We start from the raw sequence: 19825 nt of genomic DNA on the forward strand, positions 1-19825 counted from the left end.
CCTGTCGATCCCGTCGGAGCAGCCGCCCACGCGAGCGCGGCGGTCCACCGGCGCCAGACGCGGAGATGTGGGGCTGCCCCGGGTCGCCTCGCTCCCGTCGCGATGGCGGTTTCCTCGACCGGGCCGCGGCTCAGATCCAGGCGCGCTTGGTCGCGACCACGAGGCGCCCGCCGCCGTGCTCCGCGTACGGGTTGCGCGGCTCCCGGAAGCCGGGGGCACGGCCGGTGGTGACGTAGACGAGGAGGGTGAGGACGAGCAGGATCTTCGTGCGCATGGCGACGCTCAGGCTTGAGCGACGGTGCATAGGAACGATCGGTTTTTACGGAGTTGCTGCGGTGCACGCGGGCGCGCGGGCGGTCGGATTCCCGCGGGCGTGGTGAAGGAAGGGTTGCGATGCGGCCGCGATCGTCTATGCCGCCCGCCCGTGATGTCCACAGGGGGAGGATAGGATGCGGCTCCGGATCGGCGTGGCCCTGGCGGTGGTCGTCATCGCCGCCGCAGCACTCCTGGCCGGGCCGCTGAGCCGCGGGGAGAGCCTGTCCGACATCCTCACCGGCCGGACCCCCCTGCTCGCCGGCAGCGCCCGGGGGCCCGGCGGCAGCGCGGACCTGACCGGTACCGCGACCCTCGCGGTGGACCACCGGCCGGCGACCCTGCACGTCGCCTGCGATCCGGCCGGCACCGGCCTGTCGGCGGCCCTGACCGTGCCGCGCTTCGCCGAGCTGGCGCCGCGCTTCGACTTCGCGGGCCTCGAAGGGGCCGAGAGCGAGAAGCCCCTCACGGGCCTCCTGGTGTCCAGCGCCGGCAGCGTGCGCTCCGCGCGCATGCCGGTGCGGGGCGCCGCGACCGGGCCGGAGTCGGGCTTCACCCTGACGGTGACGGGCGCGCGCCGCGGCGAGGATCCGCTGCGCGGGGTCGCCCTGGCCCTCGTCCAGCCCGGCACCAAGCTGACCTGGACGCAGGCGAGCCCGCGCGGCGAGGACCCGACCCTGACGGCGGCGTTCACGGTGGCGGAGGCCGACGCCGCCGCGCTGAAGGGCGCCCTGACCGGCTGCCTCGCGGCGCCGTTCTAACTCACCTCCACCTGCACCACCCCCGGCACGGTCCGGAGCTGGCCGGCCAGTGCCGGGCTCGCCTGGAACTTGCCCGGCAGCCGGATCTCCACCTCGCGCTCGCCGCCGTCGAGCTTGAGGATCAGCGAGACCTCGCTCTCGCCGCGCATCGACAGGCGCTGCTGCACCGGAGCGACGCCGCGCGGGTCGCTCAGATGGATGCGCATGCCCTTCTGATGGCGCGCCACCGCTTGGTCCAGGGGCTCCGCGGTGAGGATGCGGGCGCGCACGTCCTCGCCCTCCAGATTCGCCTGGAGCTGGAGCACCAGCGGGCGGCCCGGCTCCAGGATGTCGCGGTACTGGCCGAGCCCCTCGGAGAAGATGATCGCCTCGAAATGCGCGGTCCGGTCCGACAGGGTGACGATGCCCATCTTGTTGCCGGTCTTGGTCCGCCGCTCGGCCCGGTCGAGCACCGAGGCCGCCACCCGGCCGACGCTCGAGGTCCCGGCCCGCACCGCGCGGCAGAAATCCGTCCAGCTCTGCACCCGCAGCTTGTCGAGCAGGTCGCCGTACTCGTCCAGCGGGTGGCCCGAGATGAAGAACCCGATCGCCGCGTACTCGCGCTTCAGCGTGTCGGCCATCGGCCAGATCTCGTGGGGCGGGATGCGCAGGGACACGTCGTCCGCCACCACGCCGCCGAACATGTCGGTGACGCCGGCCGATTCCGCCTCCGCCGCGCTGGCGGCGAGCCTCATCATCGGCTCGACCGCCGCGAAGGCGCGCGCCCGGTCCGGCTCGATGCAGTCGAGGGCCCCGGCCTGGACCAGGCTCTCCAGGGTGCGCTTGTTGATCATCCGGGGGTTCAACCGGCGGGCGAGGCAGGCGAGGTCCTTGAACGGCCGGTCGCCGCGGGCCTCGACCAGCGCCCGCACCGCCTCGCGGCCGACGCCCTTGATGGCGGCGAGCGCGTAGAAGATCTTGCCGTCGCGCACCTCGAACACCTCGCCCGAGGTGTTGATCGAGGGCGGCTCGACCGTGATCTTCAGGCGCTGCGCGTCCTGGCGGAATTCCGCGAGCTTGTCGGTGTTGTCGATGTCGAGCGTCATGGCGGCGGCCAGGAACTCGACCGGGTGGTTCGCCTTCAGGTAGGCGGTCTGGTAGGTCAGCAGCGCGTAGGCCGCCGCGTGGCTCTTGTTGAAGCCGTAATCGGCGAACTTGGCCAAGAGGTCGAAGATCTCGTTGGCCTTGGCCTTGGTCAGCCCCCGCTCGGTGCAGCCCTTCAGGAACCGGTCACGCTGCGCGTCCATCTCGGCGCGGATCTTCTTGCCCATGGCGCGCCGGAGCATGTCGGCCTCGCCGAGCGAGTAGCCGGCGAGCACCTTCGCGATCTCCATCACCTGTTCCTGGTAGACGATGATGCCGAAGGTCTCCTTCAGCATCGGCTCCAGCTTCGGATCCGGGTACCAAGACGCCTCGTTGCCGGCGTCGCGGCCGAGCTTGCGCTCGCAGTAGACCGGGATGTTGGCCATCGGGCCCGGCCGGTAGAGCGCCACCAGGGCGATGATGTCCTCCAGCCGGTCGGCCTGCATCTCGCAGAGCGCCTTGCGCATGCCGGCCGATTCCACCTGGAACACGCCGACCGTCTCGCCCCGGCCCATCGGCCCGTAGGTGTTCGGGTCGTCGAGCGGCAGCGAGGCGAGGTCGATGTCGATGCCGCGCTGCTTCAGCAGATCGGTGCAGCAGCGCAGCATGGTGAGGGTCTTGAGGCCCAGGAAGTCGAACTTCACCAGCCCGGCCTGCTCGACCCACTTCATGTTGAACTGGGTGACCCGCATGCCGGTCTTCGGGTCGCGGTAGAGCGGGACCAGCTCCTCGAGCGGCCGGTCGCCGATCACCACGCCGGCCGCGTGGGTCGAGGCGTGGCGGTGCAGGCCCTCCAGCTTCTTGGAGATGTCGATGAGGCGGCCGACGACCGGCTCCTCCTCCATGGCCTGCTGGAGCTTGGGCTCGCCCTCGATCGCCTGGGCGAGCGTCACCGGGTTGGCCGGGTTCTGCGGCACGAGCTTGGTCAGCTTGTCGACCTGCCCGTAGGGCATCTCCAGCACGCGGCCGACGTCGCGCAGCACGCCGCGGGCGAGCAGCGTACCGAAGGTGATGATCTGCCCGACCTGCCCCTCGCCGTAGCGCTGCTGCACGTACTTGATCACCCGCTCGCGGCCCTCGACGCAGAAGTCGATGTCGAAATCCGGCATCGAGACGCGCTCGGGGTTGAGGAAGCGCTCGAACAGCAGGCCGAACCGGAGCGGGTCGAGATCGGTGATCAGCAGCGACCACGCCACCAGCGAGCCCGCGCCGGAGCCGCGGCCCGGCCCGACCGGGATGTCGTGGTCCTTGGCCCACTTGATGAAGTCGGAGACGATCAGGAAGTAGCCCGGGAACTTCATCTTCACGATGACGTCGAGCTCGAATTCGAGGCGCTTGCGGTAATCCTCCTCGGAGAAGCCCGGCGCCGTGCCGTGCTGCTTCAGGCGCAGCTCCAGCCCGGCCTCGGCCTGCCGGCGCAGCTCGGTCGGCTCGTCGGCCGAGACCGCCTGCACGTTGGTGTCCGCCGCCTCCGCCAGGGCCTCCGCCATGGGGGGCGCCTCGCCCGCCGCCACGGCACCGAAATTCGGCAGGATCGGCTTGCGGGTCCGCGCCCGGACGGCGCAGCGCATGGCGATCTCGACCGTGGCCTGGAGAGCGTCCGGCAGGTCGCGGAACAGCTCGGCCATCTCGGCCCGGGTCTTGAAGGCGTGGCTCGGCGTCAGCCGTCGGCGGCGCTCGTCCGAGACGAGGCGGCCCTCCGCGATGGCGAGCAGCGCGTCGTGGGCGTCGTAATCGTCGGGCTTGGCGAAGTAGGGCTCGTTCGTCGCCACGATCCCGAGGCCGTGGCGGCCGGCGAGATCGAGGAGCGCGGTCTCGATCCGCCCCTCCTCGGACTGGCCGTGGCGCTGGATCTCGACGTAGAGCCGGTCCTCGCCGAACGTCTCCTTCAGGCGCTTCAGGCGGTTGAGGGCCAGCTCCGGCCGTCCCGCTCGGAAGGCCGCGTCGAGGGGCCCCGCCATCCCGCCGGTGAGCGCGATCAGCCCCTCCGAGGCGCCGGCCAGGGCCCCGGCATCCAGGCGCGGCGCCTCGCCGAGCGCCGTGTCGAAATAGGCGCGGCTCGCCAGCCGCAGCAGGTTCGCGTAGCCGGTCTCGTCCTGGGCGAGGAGCACGATGCCGTGGCTGGTCGGCGCCTGGCGCTGGTGCGGGTCGGCGGCCTCGAACGCCACCGAGAGCTGCACGCCGGCGATCGGCTGGACGCCCTCCCCGGCCGCCTTCTCGGAGAATTCCAGCGCGCCGAACAGGTTGTTGGTGTCGGTGAGCGCCAGGGCCGGCTGCCTGTCGGCGACCGCCGCCTTGATCAGGGTGCCGACCTTCAGCGCCCCTTCGAGGAGGGAATAGGACGAGTGGACGTGGAGGTGGACGAATCCGACCTCCTTGAGCTGGCGTGGCATGGCCGACCTTGTTCCGGGGTCGGGCAGCATCCCCGCTCGCCCGCCTCAAGTCGACGTGTGCCGGGCGGGCGGAGGACGATATCCACCGGTCGTGCCCCGGAAGCACCAGTTCGGCCCGGACCTGTGGACAATCGGCGTCCGCGCGGCGATCGCCTGTGCATAACCCGCCCGCGGCGGGAACCGGGTCGTCTTCGGAAAAATCCGGCTAACGAACCGGTGCCAAGGCTATCGCCCAGGCGCCCACCGCCGCGAACAGCATCCCGAACGCCATGAACTCGACCATTCCGGTCAGGACCATCCGCTTCAGCATCGACCTGCCTCCCGTGTTCCGGTCCCAGTATGTTCATGTTTTGTTCTTTGGGAAGGTCTGCGGGCCACAGCGCGGCCCCGTTTCTTCGATAGGGTAAAAAGTGTCTTGATGCGGATCGGGCGGGCTGGCATGCCCCCGCCTTCGAGACGAGCTCGTCACCGGCTGGGGGGTTCGAAGGAGCACGCCATTCCCGCGCACCGGACGGTCGAACGGTTCGACGTCGCCCTCGTGGCCGTCGGCACCCATGGCGATGTGCTGCCGTTCATCGCGCTGGGCCACGAGCTCCTGAAGCGCGGTCACGGCGTCTCGCTGGCGGCCCCGGCCCCGTTCGAGGCGATGGCCCGCCGGGCCGGCCTCGCCTTCCAGCCGCTGGGCACGGTGGCGGATTACGAGGCGGTGATCCGCCAGCCGGACCTGTGGCACCCGCAGCAGGGCTTCCGCCCGATGTTCGATTACGCCCTGCAGGTGGCCGAGCCGGCCTGCCTGTGGCTCGGCGCGACCCGCGCCCGGGGGATCGACCTGCGGGTGGTCGCCTCGCCGCTGGGCTGGGGGGCGCGGCTCGCGCAGGACCTCTACGATCTGCCGACCGCGACGCTGCACGTCATGCCGTTCCTGATCGAGAGCCGGTACGATCCGCCGCGTCTGCCGGGCCTGCCGCTGCCGCGCGTCCTGCCGGCCGCCCTGCGGGCCTACGTGAATCTCGGCGTCGACAAGGTGGCGGTCGGCCCGTTCACCCTCCCGCCGCTGAACGCCTTGCGGGCGCGTCTCGGCCTCGATCCGGTCTACCGGTTGCGGCACTGGTGGAACAGCCCGACCGGCATGCTCCTCATGTTCCCCGACTGGTACGCGGAGCCGCAGGCCGACTGGCCGGGCCAGGCGGTGCAGCTCGGCTTCCCGCTGGTCGACCGGTTCGGCGACGTGGCGGCCATGCCGCCGGAACTGGAAGCGTTCCTCGACGCGGGCGATCCGCCGATCGTGTTCACCTACGGCTCCGCCATGCGCCAGGGCGCCGGCTTCTTCGACACCGCGGTACGGCTGTGCCGGCGCATGGGCCGGCGCGGCGTCCTGCTCGCCCCGCAGGGCGGGCAGATCCCGAGGCCGCTGCCGGCCGAAATCATCCATCTGCCCTACGCACCCCTGAGCGCGCTGCTGCCGCGCAGCGCGGCGCTGGTCCATCACGGCGGCGTCGGCACGGTGGCGCAGGCCCTGGCCGCGGGCGTCCCGCAGCTCGTGGTGCCGGTGGCCTTCGACCATTTCGACGAGGGGCGGCGGCTGAAGGACCGGGATCTCGGCGCCACCCTGAGCCGGCGCGCGTTCCGGCCGGCGCGGGCGGCGCGGGTCCTCGGCCGGCTGCTCGCCGATCCGGCGGTGGCGCGGGCCTGCGCGGCGGCCCGGGCGCGGATGGCGGAGGGCCCCGATGCCATCCGCGATGCCTGCGACTACGTCGAGCGGCTGACGGCCGCCGAGGCCGGCCCCGGCCCGTCCCGCGCGTTCTGACCGCGCCGGCCCAACGCGGGCGGCGCCGCCTCCCGAGGGAGACGGCGCCCTCCGATCACTGCCCGAGCAGCGCGGTGGCCGAACCGACGAAGGTCATGAGCAGGCCGCTCACGAAGGCGCCGATCATGACGTAGGAGAGAGCCTTGAGCTTCATCCGTCCTCGCGCCGGCTCAGCAGCGGTAGCCGCCGGCGGTCTGTCCGTACTGCTTCACCGGCCGGGTCTGCTGGTTGGCGTTGCCCTCGGCGGCCGAGCTCAGCGGACAGCCGACATAGTTGGGATCGTCGTGGACCCCGAGACCCAGCGAGCCCGTGGTCTCGACCTCGTAGGGCGCGAGGCCCGTCCAGCGGGCCCCGTTCGCCGCCAGAGCGGACGAGATCGGAGCGGCGCCAAGGATAAGTGCGGTGACGGCGACGGCGATACGGGTCTTCATGGTGGTGCTCCAGAGATCACGCAGTACAGGCCGGTTGTTCGGCTCTGTTTTATCTAGCGTGATGGTAAGGTAGGGAGCCGGTGTCTTTCGCGACGTGACGCGCCGCACGCGGCGCGACGGATTAAAAATCGCGTGCACTTGCGGGGAGCGTGAGCCCACGGACCCGGGCAGGCCACGGTCCCGGATCACTGCGCCTTGTGGTTGATCGAGGCTGGCGGTGCGCGGCGTTCGAGGGACGACCGCCGAGCTGCGCACCGTCCCGCGCACGGGACGCGCTGCCCCGATGGGGCTCCGTCATGGTCCGACCAGGAATCGACCCAGGGTGGTACGGCCAGGCGACGCGCCGTGCCCCCCGAACGACCGCGCGCTGTTCGCGACGACGGTGGTGCCGTCACTGCGCCGCCGCGCGGGACACCGGCCCGGACGGGGCGCGGCTCAGTCGAGCTGCGTGATCAGCCCGTCCCGGATGGTGACCCGCCGATCCATGCGGGCGGCCAGCTCCAGGTTGTGGGTCGCGACCAGGGCGGCGAGCCCCGAGGCGCGGACCAGCGCCATCAGGACCGAGAAGACGTGGCCCGCCGTCCCGGGGTCGAGGTTGCCGGTCGGCTCGTCGGCGAGGAGGAGGCGCGGGCCGTTGGCCACGGCCCGGGCGATGGCGACGCGCTGCTGCTCGCCCCCCGACAGCTCCGCGGGGCGGTGCGGCAGCCGCTCCTTGAGGCCCAGGAAGCTCAGGAGTTCCGTGGCGCGGGCCTTCGCCTCCGGGCGCTTCAGGCCGCGGATGAGCTGGGGCATCACCACGTTCTCCAGCGCGGAGAATTCGGGCAGGAGATGGTGGAACTGGTAGACGAAGCCCATCTCCTCGCGCCGCAGGCGGGTGCGCTCGGCATCCGCCATCGCGGCGGTCGGGTGGCCGCCGATGTAGATCTCGCCCCCGTCGGGCCGCTCGAGCAGGCCGGCGAGATGCAGCAGCGTCGACTTCCCGGCGCCCGACGGCGCGACCAGCGCCACCAGCTCGCCCGGCCAGATCGCGAGGTCGGCCCCGCGCAGGATCTCCAGGGCACCCTCGGCCTGGGCGTAGCGCCGCTCGACGCGGGAGAAGAACAGGGCCGGAACCGGCGGGTCGCCGGCTGTCTGGCTCGAATCGCTCATCGGATGCGGACCGTCAGCCGTAGCGGAGGGCCTGCACCGGATCGAGCCGGGCGGCGCGCCAGGAGGGATACAGCGTCGCCGCGAGCGACAGCAGCAGGGAGGTGATCACCACGGCGGTGATCTCCTTCGGGTTCATCTGGGCCGGGATCTCGGCGAGGAAGCGCACCGTCGGGTCCCAGGCGCCCGGAAACAGCACGTGCTGGATCGGCTTGATGTTGAGGGTGATCAGGACGCCGAGCCCCAGCCCGCTGAGCGTCCCGACGACGCCAATCAGCGCGCCGTTGATCAGGAACACCCGCATGATCGTGCCCGGCGTCGCCCCCATGGTGCGCAGGATCGCGATGTCGCTCGACTTGTCGCGCACCAGCAGGATCAGGCCGGAGACGATGTTGAGCGTCGCCACGACCACGATCAGGCTGAGGATCAGGAACATGACGTTCCGCTCGACCTCCAGGGCCCCGAAGAAGGTCCGGTTGCGCTGGCGCCAGTCGGTGAGCAGGATCGGGCGCTCGGCCGCCATCTCCAGGGGCTCGCGCATGTCGCCGACGTGGTCGGGATCGTCGACGTAGATCTCGATCATGCTCACGTCGCCGTCCTTGTTGAAGAAGGCCTGGGCCTCGGCGAGCGGCATGAACACGAAGGTCTGGTCGAACTCGGTCATGCCGACCTCGAAGACCGCCTTGACGGTGTAGCTCTTGGTGCGCGGCGCCGTCCCGAAGGGCGTGGACGAGCCCTTGGGCGTGACCAGCGTGATCGTGTCGCCGGCCTGCAGGCCCAGCGTGTCGGCGAGCCGCCGCCCGATCAGCACCCCGGTGCCGTCGTCGAAGCCCTCCAGGGTGCCGCCGCGGATCGACGAGGAGACGGCCGCCAGCGCGTCGAGGTCGGCTGCCCGCACGCCGCGGATGATGACGCCGGATCCGCCGTACTGCGACGAGGCGAAGGCCTGGCCCTCGACCAGCGGCACCGCGGCGCGCACGCCCGCCACCTTCGACAGGCGCTCCGACAGGTCGGTCCAGTCGTTGAGCGGCCGGTCGATGGGCGTGGCGAACAGGTGGCCGTTGATGCCGACGATCTTCGACAGCAGCTCCGCCCGGAAGCCGTTCATCACCGACAGGACGATGATCAGCGTGGCGACGCCGAGCGCGATGCCGAGCACCGAGAAGAACGCCACCACCGAGACGCCGCCGCCCCGGCGCCGGGCGCGCAGGTAGCGGCCGGCGAGGATCCACTCGAACGGCGCGAAGGGCGCGGTGCCCTGGCGGAACGAGGCCGTGAACGAGGTCGCGAAGGTCCGGACCCGGTCCAGCGCCGCTGAGGCCGCCATCGGCACGCCTCAGACGCGCCGGATGCGTGTCAGCAGATCGACGGTCGCGAGGCTCTCGCGCTCGCCACCGGCACGCCGCTTCAGCTCGACCTTGCCCTCCGCCAGGCCCTTGGGCCCGACGATCACCTGCCAGGGCAGGCCGATCAGGTCGGCGGTGGCGAATTTCGCGCCGGGGCGCTCGTCGCGGTCGTCGTAGAGCACCGACAGGCCGGCGGTCTCGAGGTCGGACTGGATCTGCGCGCAGGCGGCGTCCGTTGCCGCGTCCCCGACCTTGAGGTTGATCAGCGCGACGTCGAACGGTGCCACCGAGTCCGGCCAGATGATCCCGGCCTCGTCGTGGCTGGCCTCGACGATGGCGGCGACCAGGCGGCTCGGCCCGATGCCGTAGGAGCCCATGTGGACCGGCCGCTCGATCCCGTCCGGACCGGCGACCTTGGCGCCCATCGGCTCGGAATACTTGGTGCCGAAATAGAAGATGTGCCCGACCTCGATGCCGCGGGCCGCCATGCGGTTGTCCTCCGGGACCTCCGCGAAGGCCGCCGGCTCGTGCATCTCCTCGGTGGCCGCGTAGTGCGAGGTCCAGGCATCGACGATGCCCTGGAGGGCGGCGACGTCGTCGAAATCGACGGTCGCCGGCGGGATGTCGAAGTCGAGATAGGTCTTGTCGCAGAAGACCTCGCTCTCGCCCGTCTTGGCCAGAATGATGAACTCGTGGGACAGGTCGCCGCCGATCGGGCCGGTATCGGCCCGCATCGGGATCGCCTTCAGGCCGAGGCCCGCGAAGGTGCGCAGGTACGCCACGAACATCCGGTTGTAGGCGTGGCGCGCCCCGGCCTGGTCGAAGTCGAACGAGTAGGCGTCCTTCATCAGGAACTCGCGGGAGCGCATCGTGCCGAAGCGCGGCCGCACCTCGTCGCGGAACTTCCACGAGATCTGGTAGAGGTTCTTGGGCAGGTCCTTGTAGGAGCGCACGCTCGCCCGGAAGATCTCGGTGACCATCTCCTCGGCGGTGGGGCCGTAGAGCATCTCGCGGTCGTGACGATCCTTCAGGCGCAGCATCTCTTTGCCGTAGGCATCGTAGCGGCCGGATTCCCGCCACAGCTCGGCGGACTGCACCGTCGGCATCAGGATCTCGACGGCGCCGGACCGGTCCTGCTCCCGTCGGATCACCGCGCAGACGCGCTCCAGCACCCGCAGGCCCAGCGGCAGCCAGGCGTAGATGCCGGCGGCTTCCTGGCGGACCAGGCCGGCGCGCAGCATCAGCCGATGCGAGACGATCTCGGCTTCCTTGGGCGTCTCGCGCAAGGTCGGCATGAAGTAGCGGGAGAGACGCATGTCGTCAGAGTCTTGGAAGAGGATCGGCCGGGAGGAGCCGCGGCGCGCCGGCACACAACACGCCGGAGACGCAAATTACAAGCACTGCGCGACCACGGCGGGGCGTAATCGCGGCGAACCGGAGGCGGCGGCCCGGCCGCGGTGGGGCCGCTGCCTAGGCGGGCAGCGGTCTGCCCATTTGCCGGCAAGAAAGCGCAGATTTTTCTCGCAGACCCGGTGACAACACGAATTGTTGTTCCTATAAGCGTCCGGCGATGTTTGCGACGCCCGGAAGAGGCGGCGCAAGGTCCGAGTCTCGGGAGGAAAAGCGACCGCCCCGCAGCCAATGCGAGGGATCTTTCAAGGTCGAGCCACTGAAGCTTGAAAGCAAGGCCTCGGGCCTTGCTTTTTTTATTCTTGGGTCCGGTCGGCGCGGCCGTGCCGGACCGCCCGAAGGGCCCGCGCCATCTGGTTTCCCGAGCCGTAACCCGCCGCGGCGGCCCGTCCCGGACCGCCGTTCCGACCCGTGCTACAGCCCGGTCAGCGGGAACACCGCCAGGGCGATCAGGAAGGCGGCGCCCGCGACCAGCGTCGTCCAGATCGCCTTCTCGCGCAGCCGCGGCGCCGCCGGCGCGCCGGGATCCTGGCCCGGCACCACGTGGCTGGGCCGCGTCTCCGGCTGGTTGCGCAGGGGCAGGACGGCGAAGAGCAGCGTCCACCAGACCACGAAGTAGAGGGCGATCGCCCCGCCCACCGTCAGCTTGAACAGGCCCACCGCCGCCGCCACGAAGGCGGCGATCAGGACGGTGATCGCCGCCAGGGTCACCGGCGTCGAGCGGGCCAGCGCGTTCATCATCCGGCTCACACCTGCTCCAGCTCGACCAGTGTGCCCAGGAAGTCCTTGGGGTGCAGGAACAGGACCGGCTTGCCGTGCGCGCCGATCCGCGGCTCGCCGGTGCCGAGCACCCGGGCGCCCTGCGCTTTGAGCTGATCGCGGGCGGCCAGGATGTCGTCGACCTCGTAGCAGACGTGGTGGATGCCGCCGCCCGGGTTCCGGGCCACGAAGGCCTCGATCGGCGAGCCCTCGCCCAGGGGGGACATCAGCTCGATCTTGCTGTTCGGCAGCTCGACGAACACGACGGTGACGCCGTGCTCGGGCTGCGGCAGGGGCGCGGTGATCGTCGCGCCCAGCGTGTCGCGGTAGACCGCGCAGGCGGCGTCGAGATCCTGCACGGCGATGGCCACGTGGTTGAGACGGCCGATCATGGTGTTTCCTCCCCGGCGTGCTGGCCCCCTGTCCGGGAGCTTCGTTCGTTCGCGGGGAAGGCTCCGCCCGTGCGCCGGGACGCGACCGGCCCCCTCTCCCGTGCGGGAGAGGGTTGAGGTGAGGGACACGCCCTCTCCGGCAGAACCTTGTCCCCTCACCCTGTCCCTCTCCCGCACGGAGACGGAGCCTGGGCCGTGTCCGGCAGCCGGTCGGACGACCGGCTGCATCGGCTCGGTCTAGATTACAGCCAACCGCTATCGGCCGCCAACATCAGACCTCCACCACCTGCACGTGGCAGGCCGGCTTCTTGCCCCACACCTCGTTGACCGCGGTGCGCACGGCCCGGTCGACCGTCTTCTCGACGCTCTCCGAGTCCTTGAGCTTGCCCCGCGACATCCCCGAGAGGGTGCGGGAGACCGCGTCCACCACGGTCTCGATCAGCGGCTCGCCGGACCGGCCGCGGTTCGGCAGGCCGATGATGTCCACGGCCGGCTCGCCGAGCACGACGCCGTCCTCGTCGATGGCGATCGCCACCGAGACCAAGCCGGCCTGCATCAGCTTGCGTCGCTCCGGGATCGCCCGGTCCTTCTCGTCGATCAGGACGTCCCCGTCCTTGAACAGGCGGCCGGCCTTCACGTGGTCGATCACCTCGGGCTTGCCCGGGCTCAGGCGGATCAGGCTGCCGTTGCGGGCCTTGACCACGTTCTGCACGCCCTGCGCCCGCGCGAAGCGGGCGTGCTCGTCGAGGTGCAGGGCCTCGCCGTGGACCGGGATGGCGGTGCCGGGGCGGGTCCACCGGTACATCTCGACCATCTCGTCCCGGCGCGGGTGACCGGAGACGTGGACGAGGTCGGTGCGGTCGGTGATCACCTCGACGCCCTGCTCGATCAGGTCGTTGATGATCGACCCGACATCGCGCTCGTTGCCCGGGATGGCGCGCGAGGAGAAGATCACCTGGTCACCGGCGGTGAGGCTGATATCCGGGTGGTCGCGGCGGGAGACGCGGGCGAGGGCCGCCCGCGGCTCGCCCTGGGAACCGGTGAGCAGGGCGACGACGCGCTCCCGCGGCAGGCTCTTCCACGAATCCGAGCGGCGGAACTCGGGCAGGCCGTCGAGGTAGCCGCACTCGCGGGCGACGTCGATCACCCGGTCCATGGCGCGGCCGACCGCGATGACTTCGCGCCCGCAGGCGGCGGCGGCCTCGGCGACCGCGCGGATGCGCGCCACGTTCGACGCGAAGGTCGTCACCGCGACCCGGTGCGGCGCGTCCGCGATCAGCGTCTTCAGGGTCTCGGCGACGGTCTTCTCGCTCGGCGAGAAGCCCTCGCGCACGACGTTGGTCGAGTCGCAGACGATGGCGAGGACGCCCTCGTCCCCGAGCGCCGTGAACGCCTCCGGGGACGTCACCGAGCCGGCCACCGGGGTCGGGTCGATCTTCCAGTCGCCGGTGTGCAGGACGAGGCCCGCCGCGGTGCGGATCGCGATGGCGTTGGATTCCGGGATGGAGTGCGAGACCGGCACGTACTCCAGCTCGAACGGCCCGACGGTCACGCGCCGGCCGGGCTTCACCTCCCGCAGCTCGACCTTCGGGGCGCCGGGCTCGGACAGGCGCCGGGTCTCCAGCAGGTTCTTGGCGAAGCGCGTCGCGTAGACCGGTGCCTTGAGCCGGGGCCACAGCTCCGAGATCGCCCCGATATGGTCCTCGTGCGCGTGGGTGATGAAGATCCCCAGCAGGTCCTTGCGCCGCTCCTCGATGAAGGAGAGGTCGGGGAACATCAGGTCGACGCCCGGCATCTGCTCCTCACCGGCGAAGCCCATGCCGCAATCGACCATGATCCACTTCCGGCCCTTCTCCGGGCCGAACCCGTAGAGCGCCGCGTTCATCCCGATCTCGCCCACGCCGCCGAGCGGCAGGAAGACCAGCTCCTCCTGTCCCTTAACCATCTGTCGTCGTCCAAACTCAGGCCGCCGTCGCGGCCGATCCGAAATGCACCTCGCCCGCCGTCACGGTATGCCGGTTCCCGTCGGGGGCGAGGATCACGAGCCGCCCCCCCTCGTCGATCGTCTCGAACACGCCCCGCAGGGTGTGCCCGCCGCTGTGCACCGCGATCTCCGATCCGAGACCCGCGGCCCGCGCGAGCCAGGCCGCGCGCAGGTCAGCAAAATTCCGTCCCCGGTCCCAGGCGCGCGCCCGCGCGGCCACCCGGTCCGAGAGATGTTCCAGTAGCGCCTCGGCACCGGCCGCGTAACCCGCCGCCGCCAAGCTCGCGGCCCCGAGGCCCTCCGGCGCGGCCGCGACGTTCACGCCGAAGCCGATGACGGCGGCGCGCCGGCCGCCCGGCAGCGTCTCCGCCTCCAGCAGCAGGCCGGCGAGCTTCGCCCCGCCGAGCAGCACGTCGTTCGGCCATTTGAGCCGGAGAGATCGGGCGCCGGCGCCGGATCCGGTATCCGGCAGGGTGCCGCAGGCCGCCTCCAGCGCCTCGACCAGGGCGAGGCCGGCCACGAAGCCGAGCTCGGCGAGGTGGTCGGGCGCGACCCCGGCGACCGGCCAGAGCACGCTGGCCGCGAGGTTCCCGGGGAGCGAGGCCCAGCTGTTGCCCCGCCGGCCGCGGCCCGCCTCCTGGCGGTGGGTCACCACCCAGAGCGGTCCGGTCTCGCCCGCGCGCGCGCGCGCCATGGCCTCCGTGTTGGTGGAGCCGAGGGTGTCGTGGACGTGCAGGCGGTGGCCCTCGGCGCGCGCCGAGGGCCCGAGTCGATAGCTCAAGACGTTCCTAGAACAACGACTTCGCGGCCCGGCCGGCGGCGCCGACCAGCGGCCCGGGCAGCAGGAAGAACAGCACCACGACGACGCTCGACAGGGCGAGCACGACGCGCAGCCCCGGGGCCATCGCCTCGTACGGCTCCTTCGGCTCGTCGAAGTACATGATGCGCACGACGCGCAGGTAGTAGTAGGCGCCGACCACGCTGGTCACCACGCCGATCACCGCCAGCGTCACGAGGCCCGCCTTGATGGCGGCGGCGAAGACGTAGAACTTCGCGAAGAACCCGGCGAGCGGCGGGATGCCGGCCAGCGAGAACATCATCGCGGCGAGGCAGAAGGCGAGCCACGGATGGGTCCGCGACAGGCCCGACAGGTCCTCGATCTTCTCGAACATCACGTCCCGGCGCCGCAGCGACAGGATGATCGCGAAGGTGCCGAGCGTCATCGCGAGGTAGATGATCATGTAGGTGACGAGCCCGCTGATCCCCTCCTCCGAGCCGGAGGCCAGGCCGATCAGCGCGTAGCCGATATTGGCGATCGACGAGTAGGCCATCAGACGCTTGATCGACGTCTGGCCGATCGCCGCGAATGAGCCGAGCGCCATGGACGCGATCGAGACGAAGATGAAGATCTGCTGCCAGATCGCCGTCACGTCCGGCATCGCGCCGATGAAGACCCGCACGGTCATCGCCACGGCGGCCATCTTGGGCGCCGAGGCGAAGAAGGCCGTTACCGGGGTCGGCGAGCCCTCGTAGACGTCGGGCGTCCACATGTGGAACGGCACGGCCGCCAGCTTGAAGCACACGCCGGCCGCCAGGAACACGATGCCCAGCACGATGCCGAAGCCGGCATTCTCGTTGAGCGCCGAGACGATGCCGGGGAACGAGACCGTGCCGGTGAAGCCGTAGACCAGCGAGGCGCCGTAGAGCAGCATGCCGGAGGAGAGCGCGCCCAGCACGAAGTACTTGAGGCCGGCCTCGGTGGACTTGACGTCGTCGCGGTGGAAGGCCGCGATCACGTAGGCGGCGAGCGACTGCAGCTCGAGGCCCAGGTAGAGCGCGATCAGGTCGTTGGCCGAGACCATGACCATCATGCCGATGGTGCAGAGCACGATCAGCACCGGGAACTCGAACCGGTCGATGCGCTCGCGCTTGAAGAAGTCGTGCGCCAGCAGGATCGTCGCCGAGGAGCCGAGCAGCACCAGCGACTTCATCACCTTGGCGAAGGAATCGGACACGAACGCGCCCGACAGGGTCGTGACCCGGCCGTGGATCGGCTGGGAGATGACCACCGACAGGGCGACGAGGAGCAGGACCAGGGCGCCGATGCTCACGGTCTCGGCGGAGCGGTCGCAGCGCCACGCGCCGTAGAGGATCAGGACCATGACGCCGATGCCGAGGATCAGCTCGGGCATGAGCGGCGCCAGCGAGGGCAGGACGGAGTGGACGGTTGTCATGGTGTCCGCCTCAGCGCGGGATCGGCAGCGCCGCGGCGGCCGTCTGGGTGTTCGAGAGCGCGGTCTTGATGCTCGCCATCAGCGCGTCGGTCGAGGGCGCGAACACGTCGAGCACGGGGGCCGGGTGCACCCCGTAGTAGATCGTCAGCACGACCAGCGGCGCCAGGATGATCTTCTCGCGGGTGTCGAGATCCAGGATGCCCTGGAGGTTCGGCTTCTCCAGCTTCCCGTAGACCACCCGGGCGTAGAGCCACAGGGCGTAGCCCGCCGACAGGATGATGCCGAAGGTCGAGAAGAACGCCACGTTCGGGTTCGCCTTGAAGGCGCCGAGCATCGACAGGAACTCGCCGACGAAGCCCGAGGTGCCCGGCAGGCCGACATTGGCCATGGTGAACACCATCATGGCCACCGCGTAGAGCGGCATCCGCTTCACGAGGCCGCCGTAGGCCGAGATCTCGCGGGTGTGCATCCGGTCGTAGACGACGCCGACGCAGAGGAAGAGCGCGCCCGACACGATGCCGTGGGAGATCATCAGGAACAGCGCGCCCTGGATGCCCTGCTCGTTCAGGGTGAACAGGCCCAGCGTCACGAAGCCCATATGGGCCACCGACGAGTAGGCGATCAGCTTCTTGATGTCGGTCTGCATCATCGCGGTGAGCGACGTGAAGATGATCGCGATCACCGACAGCGCAAAGACGAGGGGCGCGAAGTCGTGGCTCGCCACCGGCAGCATCGGCAGCGAGATCCGGATGAAGCCGTAGCCGCCCATCTTCAGGAGGATGCCCGCCAGGATCACCGAGCCGGCGGTGGGGGCCTCCACGTGGGCGTCGGGCAGCCAGGTGTGGACCGGCCACATCGGCATCTTCACCGCGAAGGAGGCGAAGAAGGCGAGCCACAGCCAGGTCTGCATCTGCACCGGGAAGCGGTACTGCAGCAGGGTCGGGATGTCGGTGGTGCCGGCCTGCCAGTACATCGCCATCACGGCGAGCAGCATCAGCACCGAGCCGAGCAGGGTGTACAGGAAGAACTTGAAGCTGGCGTAGACCCGGCGCGCGCCGCCCCAGATGCCGATGATCAGGAACATCGGGATCAGGCCGGCCTCGAAGAACAGGTAGAACAGCAGCAGGTCGAGGGAGGCGAACACGCCGATCATCGTCGTCTCGAGGACGAGGAAGGCGACGAAGTACTCCTTCACGCGGAAGTGGATCGAGTGCCACGAGGCGCCGATGCAGAACGGCATCAGGAACGTGGTCAGCAGGATCAGCGGCATGGAGAAGCCGTCGACGCCGAGCTTGAACCGGATCGTCTCGGTGAGCCAGGCGTGGCTCTCGACCAGCTGGAAGCTCGACGAGGCGGTGTCGTAGCGGCTCCAGGCCACCAGGGAGAGCAGGAACGTGACGATCGTCGTGGCGAGCGCGGCCCAGCGGCTGTTGCGCGCGACCGACTCCTCGTCGCCGCTCAGCGTCAGGATGAAGGCCGCGCCGCAGAGCGGCACGATCAGCAGGCCGGAGAGGATGCCGAGGCCGAGCATGTCAGTGTGCACCCTTGGGCAGGCCGGACATCAGGTACCAGCTGATCAGGCCGGCGACGCCGATGAGCATGACGAAGGCGTAGTGGTAGAGGTAGCCGGTCTGGAGGCGGACGACCCCGCGGGTCACGTCCACGACGCGCGCCGCGATCCCGTTCGGCCCGATGCCGTCGATGATCCGGCCGTCGCCCTGCTTCCACAGGAACAGGCCGAAATCCTTGGCCGGGCGGACGAAGATCCGGTCGTAGATCTCGTCGAAGTACCACTTGTTGAGCAGGAACCGGTACAGCGACGGCTGCTGCGCGGCGAGCGCGCCCGGCAGCTCCGGCCGGCGGATGTACATCCAGTAGGCGACGACGAACCCGAGGATCAGCATGATCAGCGGCGCGTACGAGACCAGCGCCGGGACTTCGTGGATCTCGTGCATGATGTGGTTGTTCGGCCCGTGCGCCAGGGCGTGGCCCCAGAACGCGTCCATCCCCTCGCCGATGAAGCGGTTGTGGAAGATGATCCCGGCGAACAGCGCGCCGAAGGCGAGGATCGCCAGCGGGATCGTCATCACCAGCGGGCTCTCGTGGGGCGTGTGGTCGCCGTGGTGGCCGTGCCCGTGGTGGTCGTCGGCGACGAGGTCGCTCTTGTGGGCCGGCTCGATGTCGTGGCCCTTGTCGTCGTGGGCGACGCCCTCGGTGTGGCCGGGCGCGCCGTCGGCCTCGTGGGCCATGGTCGCGTGGGCCATGCTCGCGTGGGCGACCGCGGGCGCGTGGTGCTGATCGTGGGCGGCGTGCGCGCCCCAGCGGGCCGGGCCCTCGAAGGTCATGAAGAACAGGCGCCAGGAGTAGAACGAGGTGAAGAACGCCGCCACCACGGTGCACAGGAAGGCGAGCGTGTGCCCCGGGCGGGTCGAGGCGTAGGCCGCCTCGATGATCGCGTCCTTCGAGTAGTAGCCGGCCGTGTAGGGGAAGCCGATCAGCGCCAGGGAGCCGATCGCCATCATGGCGCTGGTGTAGGGGATGTAGCGGCGCAGGCCGCCCATGTTCCGCATGTCCTGCTCGTGGTGCATCGCGTGGATGACCGAGCCGGCCCCGAGGAACAGCAGCGCCTTGAAGAAGGCGTGGGTGAACAGGTGGAACACGCCGGCCGCGTAGGCGCCGACGCCGAGCGCCACGAACATGTAGCCGAGCTGCGAGCAGGTCGAGTAGGCGATGACCCGCTTGATGTCGTTCTGCACGAGGCCGATCGTGGCCGCGAACAGGGACGTGATGCCGCCGATCACCGTGACGACGATGAGCGCGTTCGGCGCCTCCTCGAAGAGCGGCGACAGGCGGGCGACCATGAACACGCCGGCGGTGACCATGGTGGCGGCGTGGATCAGCGCGGAGACCGGGGTCGGGCCCTCCATGGCGTCCGGCAGCCACGTGTGCAGCAGGAACTGCGCCGACTTGCCCATGGCGCCCATGAACAGCAGCAGGCAGGCGAGCGTCAGGGCGTTCCAGTCGTAGCCCAGGAAGTGGAAGGTGAGCGTCTTGATCGCGTCGACCTTGCCGAAGATCGCGTCGAACGCCACCGAGCCGGTCAGCACGAAGACCAGGAAGATGCCGAGGGAGAAGCCGAAATCGCCGACGCGGTTGACGATGAACGCCTTCATGGCGGCGGCGTTGGCCGAGGGCTTCTCGTACCAGAAGCCGATCAGCAGGTACGAGGCGAGGCCCACGCCCTCCCAGCCGAAGAACATCTGGACGAGGTTGTCGGCCGTCACCAGCATCAGCATGGCGAAGGTGAACAGCGACAGGTACGCGAAGAAGCGCGGCCGGTGCGGATCCTCCTCCATGTAGCCGACGGAGTAGAGGTGCACGAGGGTCGAGACGGTCGTCACGACCACCAGCATCACCCGGGTCAGGGTGTCGACCTTGAAGGCCCAGTCGACCTGGAGGTCGCCGGCCGCGAACCAGGACGCCACCTGCACGCGCTCGGCCGGCCCGCCGTCGATGAACACGCCCCAGGCGATCAGCGCCGTGAAGGCGAGGAAGGACGTGGTGATGTACTCACAGGCGCGCGCCCCGATGTACCGGCCGAACAGGCCGGCGATCAGGAAGCCGATGAGCGGGAAGAAGACGATCGCGTGATACATCGCTCTCTTGCAGTCCGTCCTCCGGGCCGGCCGCGAAGCGGCGGCGTCCGGATGTCACTCGGGGCGCGCGAA

At 70.2% G+C, this 19825-nt stretch carries 15 protein-coding genes; 2 read left to right on the forward strand and 13 right to left on the reverse strand.

The features are described 5' to 3' along the window. Positions 1 to 130: 130 nt before the first annotated feature. Positions 131 to 304 carry a hypothetical protein gene (locus ACLBXO_RS17375; RefSeq protein ID WP_447686119.1) on the reverse strand — a complete coding sequence of 58 codons (174 nt, stop codon included), beginning with the start codon at positions 302 to 304 and terminating at the stop codon, positions 131 to 133. A gap of 145 nt (positions 305 to 449) precedes the next feature. Between ACLBXO_RS17375 and ACLBXO_RS17380 the strand changes: the two genes are divergently transcribed. Continuing rightward, positions 450 to 1073, forward strand: a complete 624-nt coding sequence (locus tag ACLBXO_RS17380) for a hypothetical protein (protein WP_331314562.1) — start codon at positions 450 to 452, stop codon at positions 1071 to 1073. Here the strand turns inward: ACLBXO_RS17380 and dnaE are convergent. Next, positions 1070 to 4588 carry a DNA polymerase III subunit alpha gene (dnaE, locus tag ACLBXO_RS17385; protein WP_331314564.1) on the reverse strand — a complete coding sequence of 1173 codons (3519 nt, stop codon included), beginning with the start codon at positions 4586 to 4588 and terminating at the stop codon, positions 1070 to 1072. The genes ACLBXO_RS17380 and dnaE overlap by 4 nt on opposite strands. A 439-nt stretch (positions 4589 to 5027) precedes the next feature. Between dnaE and ACLBXO_RS17390 the strand changes: the two genes are divergently transcribed. After that, positions 5028 to 6395 carry a glycosyltransferase gene (locus ACLBXO_RS17390; RefSeq protein ID WP_447686120.1) on the forward strand — a complete coding sequence of 456 codons (1368 nt, stop codon included), beginning with the start codon at positions 5028 to 5030 and terminating at the stop codon, positions 6393 to 6395. Between the two features lie 170 nt (positions 6396 to 6565). Here ACLBXO_RS17390 and ACLBXO_RS17395 read toward each other — a convergent pair whose 3' ends face one another. The 11 genes from ACLBXO_RS17395 to nuoL all read right to left on the reverse strand — a co-directional run bounded on the left by ACLBXO_RS17395 (position 6566) and on the right by nuoL (position 19753). Then, positions 6566 to 6826: a hypothetical protein gene (locus tag ACLBXO_RS17395; RefSeq protein WP_331314565.1), complete on the reverse strand. Its 261-nt coding sequence runs from the start codon at positions 6824 to 6826 to the stop codon at positions 6566 to 6568. Between the two features lie 435 nt (positions 6827 to 7261). Next, positions 7262 to 7975: an ABC transporter ATP-binding protein gene (locus ACLBXO_RS17400; protein ID WP_012319018.1), complete on the reverse strand. Its 714-nt coding sequence runs from the start codon at positions 7973 to 7975 to the stop codon at positions 7262 to 7264. 13 nt (positions 7976 to 7988) lie between these two features. Beyond that, positions 7989 to 9299 carry a lipoprotein-releasing ABC transporter permease subunit gene (locus tag ACLBXO_RS17405; protein ID WP_447686121.1) on the reverse strand — a complete coding sequence of 437 codons (1311 nt, stop codon included), beginning with the start codon at positions 9297 to 9299 and terminating at the stop codon, positions 7989 to 7991. A gap of 9 nt (positions 9300 to 9308) precedes the next feature. Next, on the reverse strand, positions 9309 to 10634 hold the full coding sequence (gene proS, locus ACLBXO_RS17410; RefSeq protein ID WP_447686122.1) for a proline--tRNA ligase: 1326 nt from the start codon (positions 10632 to 10634) through the stop codon (positions 9309 to 9311). Positions 10635 to 11142: 508 nt separating this feature from the next. Then, positions 11143 to 11469, reverse strand: coding sequence for a DUF1467 family protein (locus ACLBXO_RS17415; RefSeq protein ID WP_331314739.1), 327 nt, complete (start codon positions 11467 to 11469; stop codon positions 11143 to 11145). A 5-nt stretch (positions 11470 to 11474) separates the two neighbouring features. Continuing rightward, positions 11475 to 11879: a methylmalonyl-CoA epimerase gene (gene mce, locus ACLBXO_RS17420; RefSeq protein WP_331314572.1), complete on the reverse strand. Its 405-nt coding sequence runs from the start codon at positions 11877 to 11879 to the stop codon at positions 11475 to 11477. A 271-nt stretch (positions 11880 to 12150) separates the two neighbouring features. Continuing rightward, positions 12151 to 13824, reverse strand: a complete 1674-nt coding sequence (locus ACLBXO_RS17425) for a ribonuclease J (RefSeq protein ID WP_012319023.1) — start codon at positions 13822 to 13824, stop codon at positions 12151 to 12153. 16 nt (positions 13825 to 13840) lie between these two features. Further along, positions 13841 to 14644 carry a biotin--[acetyl-CoA-carboxylase] ligase gene (locus ACLBXO_RS17430; protein WP_447686123.1) on the reverse strand — a complete coding sequence of 268 codons (804 nt, stop codon included), beginning with the start codon at positions 14642 to 14644 and terminating at the stop codon, positions 13841 to 13843. A gap of 7 nt (positions 14645 to 14651) precedes the next feature. Beyond that, entirely contained in the window at positions 14652 to 16097 is a 1446-nt protein-coding gene (nuoN, locus tag ACLBXO_RS17435) for an NADH-quinone oxidoreductase subunit NuoN (RefSeq protein WP_447686124.1), read from the reverse strand. A gap of 10 nt (positions 16098 to 16107) precedes the next feature. Beyond that, positions 16108 to 17628 carry an NADH-quinone oxidoreductase subunit M gene (locus tag ACLBXO_RS17440; protein ID WP_331314579.1) on the reverse strand — a complete coding sequence of 507 codons (1521 nt, stop codon included), beginning with the start codon at positions 17626 to 17628 and terminating at the stop codon, positions 16108 to 16110. A gap of 1 nt (position 17629) precedes the next feature. Further along, the gene (gene nuoL, locus ACLBXO_RS17445; protein WP_447686125.1) at positions 17630 to 19753 is read right to left on the reverse strand and encodes an NADH-quinone oxidoreductase subunit L; all 2124 of its coding nucleotides are present in this window, start codon (positions 19751 to 19753) and stop codon (positions 17630 to 17632) included. Positions 19754 to 19825: the final 72 nt, after the last annotated feature.

This window comes from Methylobacterium sp. C33D (genome assembly GCF_053345825.1).

What these genes read in the sequence shown, in the direction of transcription:
- ACLBXO_RS17425 (WP_012319023.1), bottom strand. Translation starts at nt 13,824, where the DNA reads ATGGTTAAGGGACAGGAGGAGCTGGTCTTCCTGCCGCTCGGCGGCGTG.
- ACLBXO_RS17440 (WP_331314579.1), bottom strand. Translation starts at nt 17,628, where the DNA reads ATGCTCGGCCTCGGCATCCTCTCCGGCCTGCTGATCGTGCCGCTCTGC.
- dnaE (WP_331314564.1), bottom strand. Translation starts at nt 4,588, where the DNA reads ATGCCACGCCAGCTCAAGGAGGTCGGATTCGTCCACCTCCACGTCCAC.
- nuoL (WP_447686125.1), bottom strand. Translation starts at nt 19,753, where the DNA reads ATGTATCACGCGATCGTCTTCTTCCCGCTCATCGGCTTCCTGATCGCC.
- ACLBXO_RS17415 (WP_331314739.1), bottom strand. Translation starts at nt 11,469, where the DNA reads ATGATGAACGCGCTGGCCCGCTCGACGCCGGTGACCCTGGCGGCGATC.
- ACLBXO_RS17400 (WP_012319018.1), bottom strand. Translation starts at nt 7,975, where the DNA reads ATGAGCGATTCGAGCCAGACAGCCGGCGACCCGCCGGTTCCGGCCCTG.
- ACLBXO_RS17375 (WP_447686119.1), bottom strand. Translation starts at nt 304, where the DNA reads ATGCACCGTCGCTCAAGCCTGAGCGTCGCCATGCGCACGAAGATCCTG.
- nuoN (WP_447686124.1), bottom strand. Translation starts at nt 16,097, where the DNA reads ATGACAACCGTCCACTCCGTCCTGCCCTCGCTGGCGCCGCTCATGCCC.
- ACLBXO_RS17390 (WP_447686120.1), top strand. Translation starts at nt 5,028, where the DNA reads ATGCCCCCGCCTTCGAGACGAGCTCGTCACCGGCTGGGGGGTTCGAAG.
- proS (WP_447686122.1), bottom strand. Translation starts at nt 10,634, where the DNA reads ATGCGTCTCTCCCGCTACTTCATGCCGACCTTGCGCGAGACGCCCAAG.
- ACLBXO_RS17405 (WP_447686121.1), bottom strand. Translation starts at nt 9,299, where the DNA reads ATGGCGGCCTCAGCGGCGCTGGACCGGGTCCGGACCTTCGCGACCTCG.
- ACLBXO_RS17395 (WP_331314565.1), bottom strand. Translation starts at nt 6,826, where the DNA reads ATGAAGACCCGTATCGCCGTCGCCGTCACCGCACTTATCCTTGGCGCC.
- mce (WP_331314572.1), bottom strand. Translation starts at nt 11,879, where the DNA reads ATGATCGGCCGTCTCAACCACGTGGCCATCGCCGTGCAGGATCTCGAC.
- ACLBXO_RS17380 (WP_331314562.1), top strand. Translation starts at nt 450, where the DNA reads ATGCGGCTCCGGATCGGCGTGGCCCTGGCGGTGGTCGTCATCGCCGCC.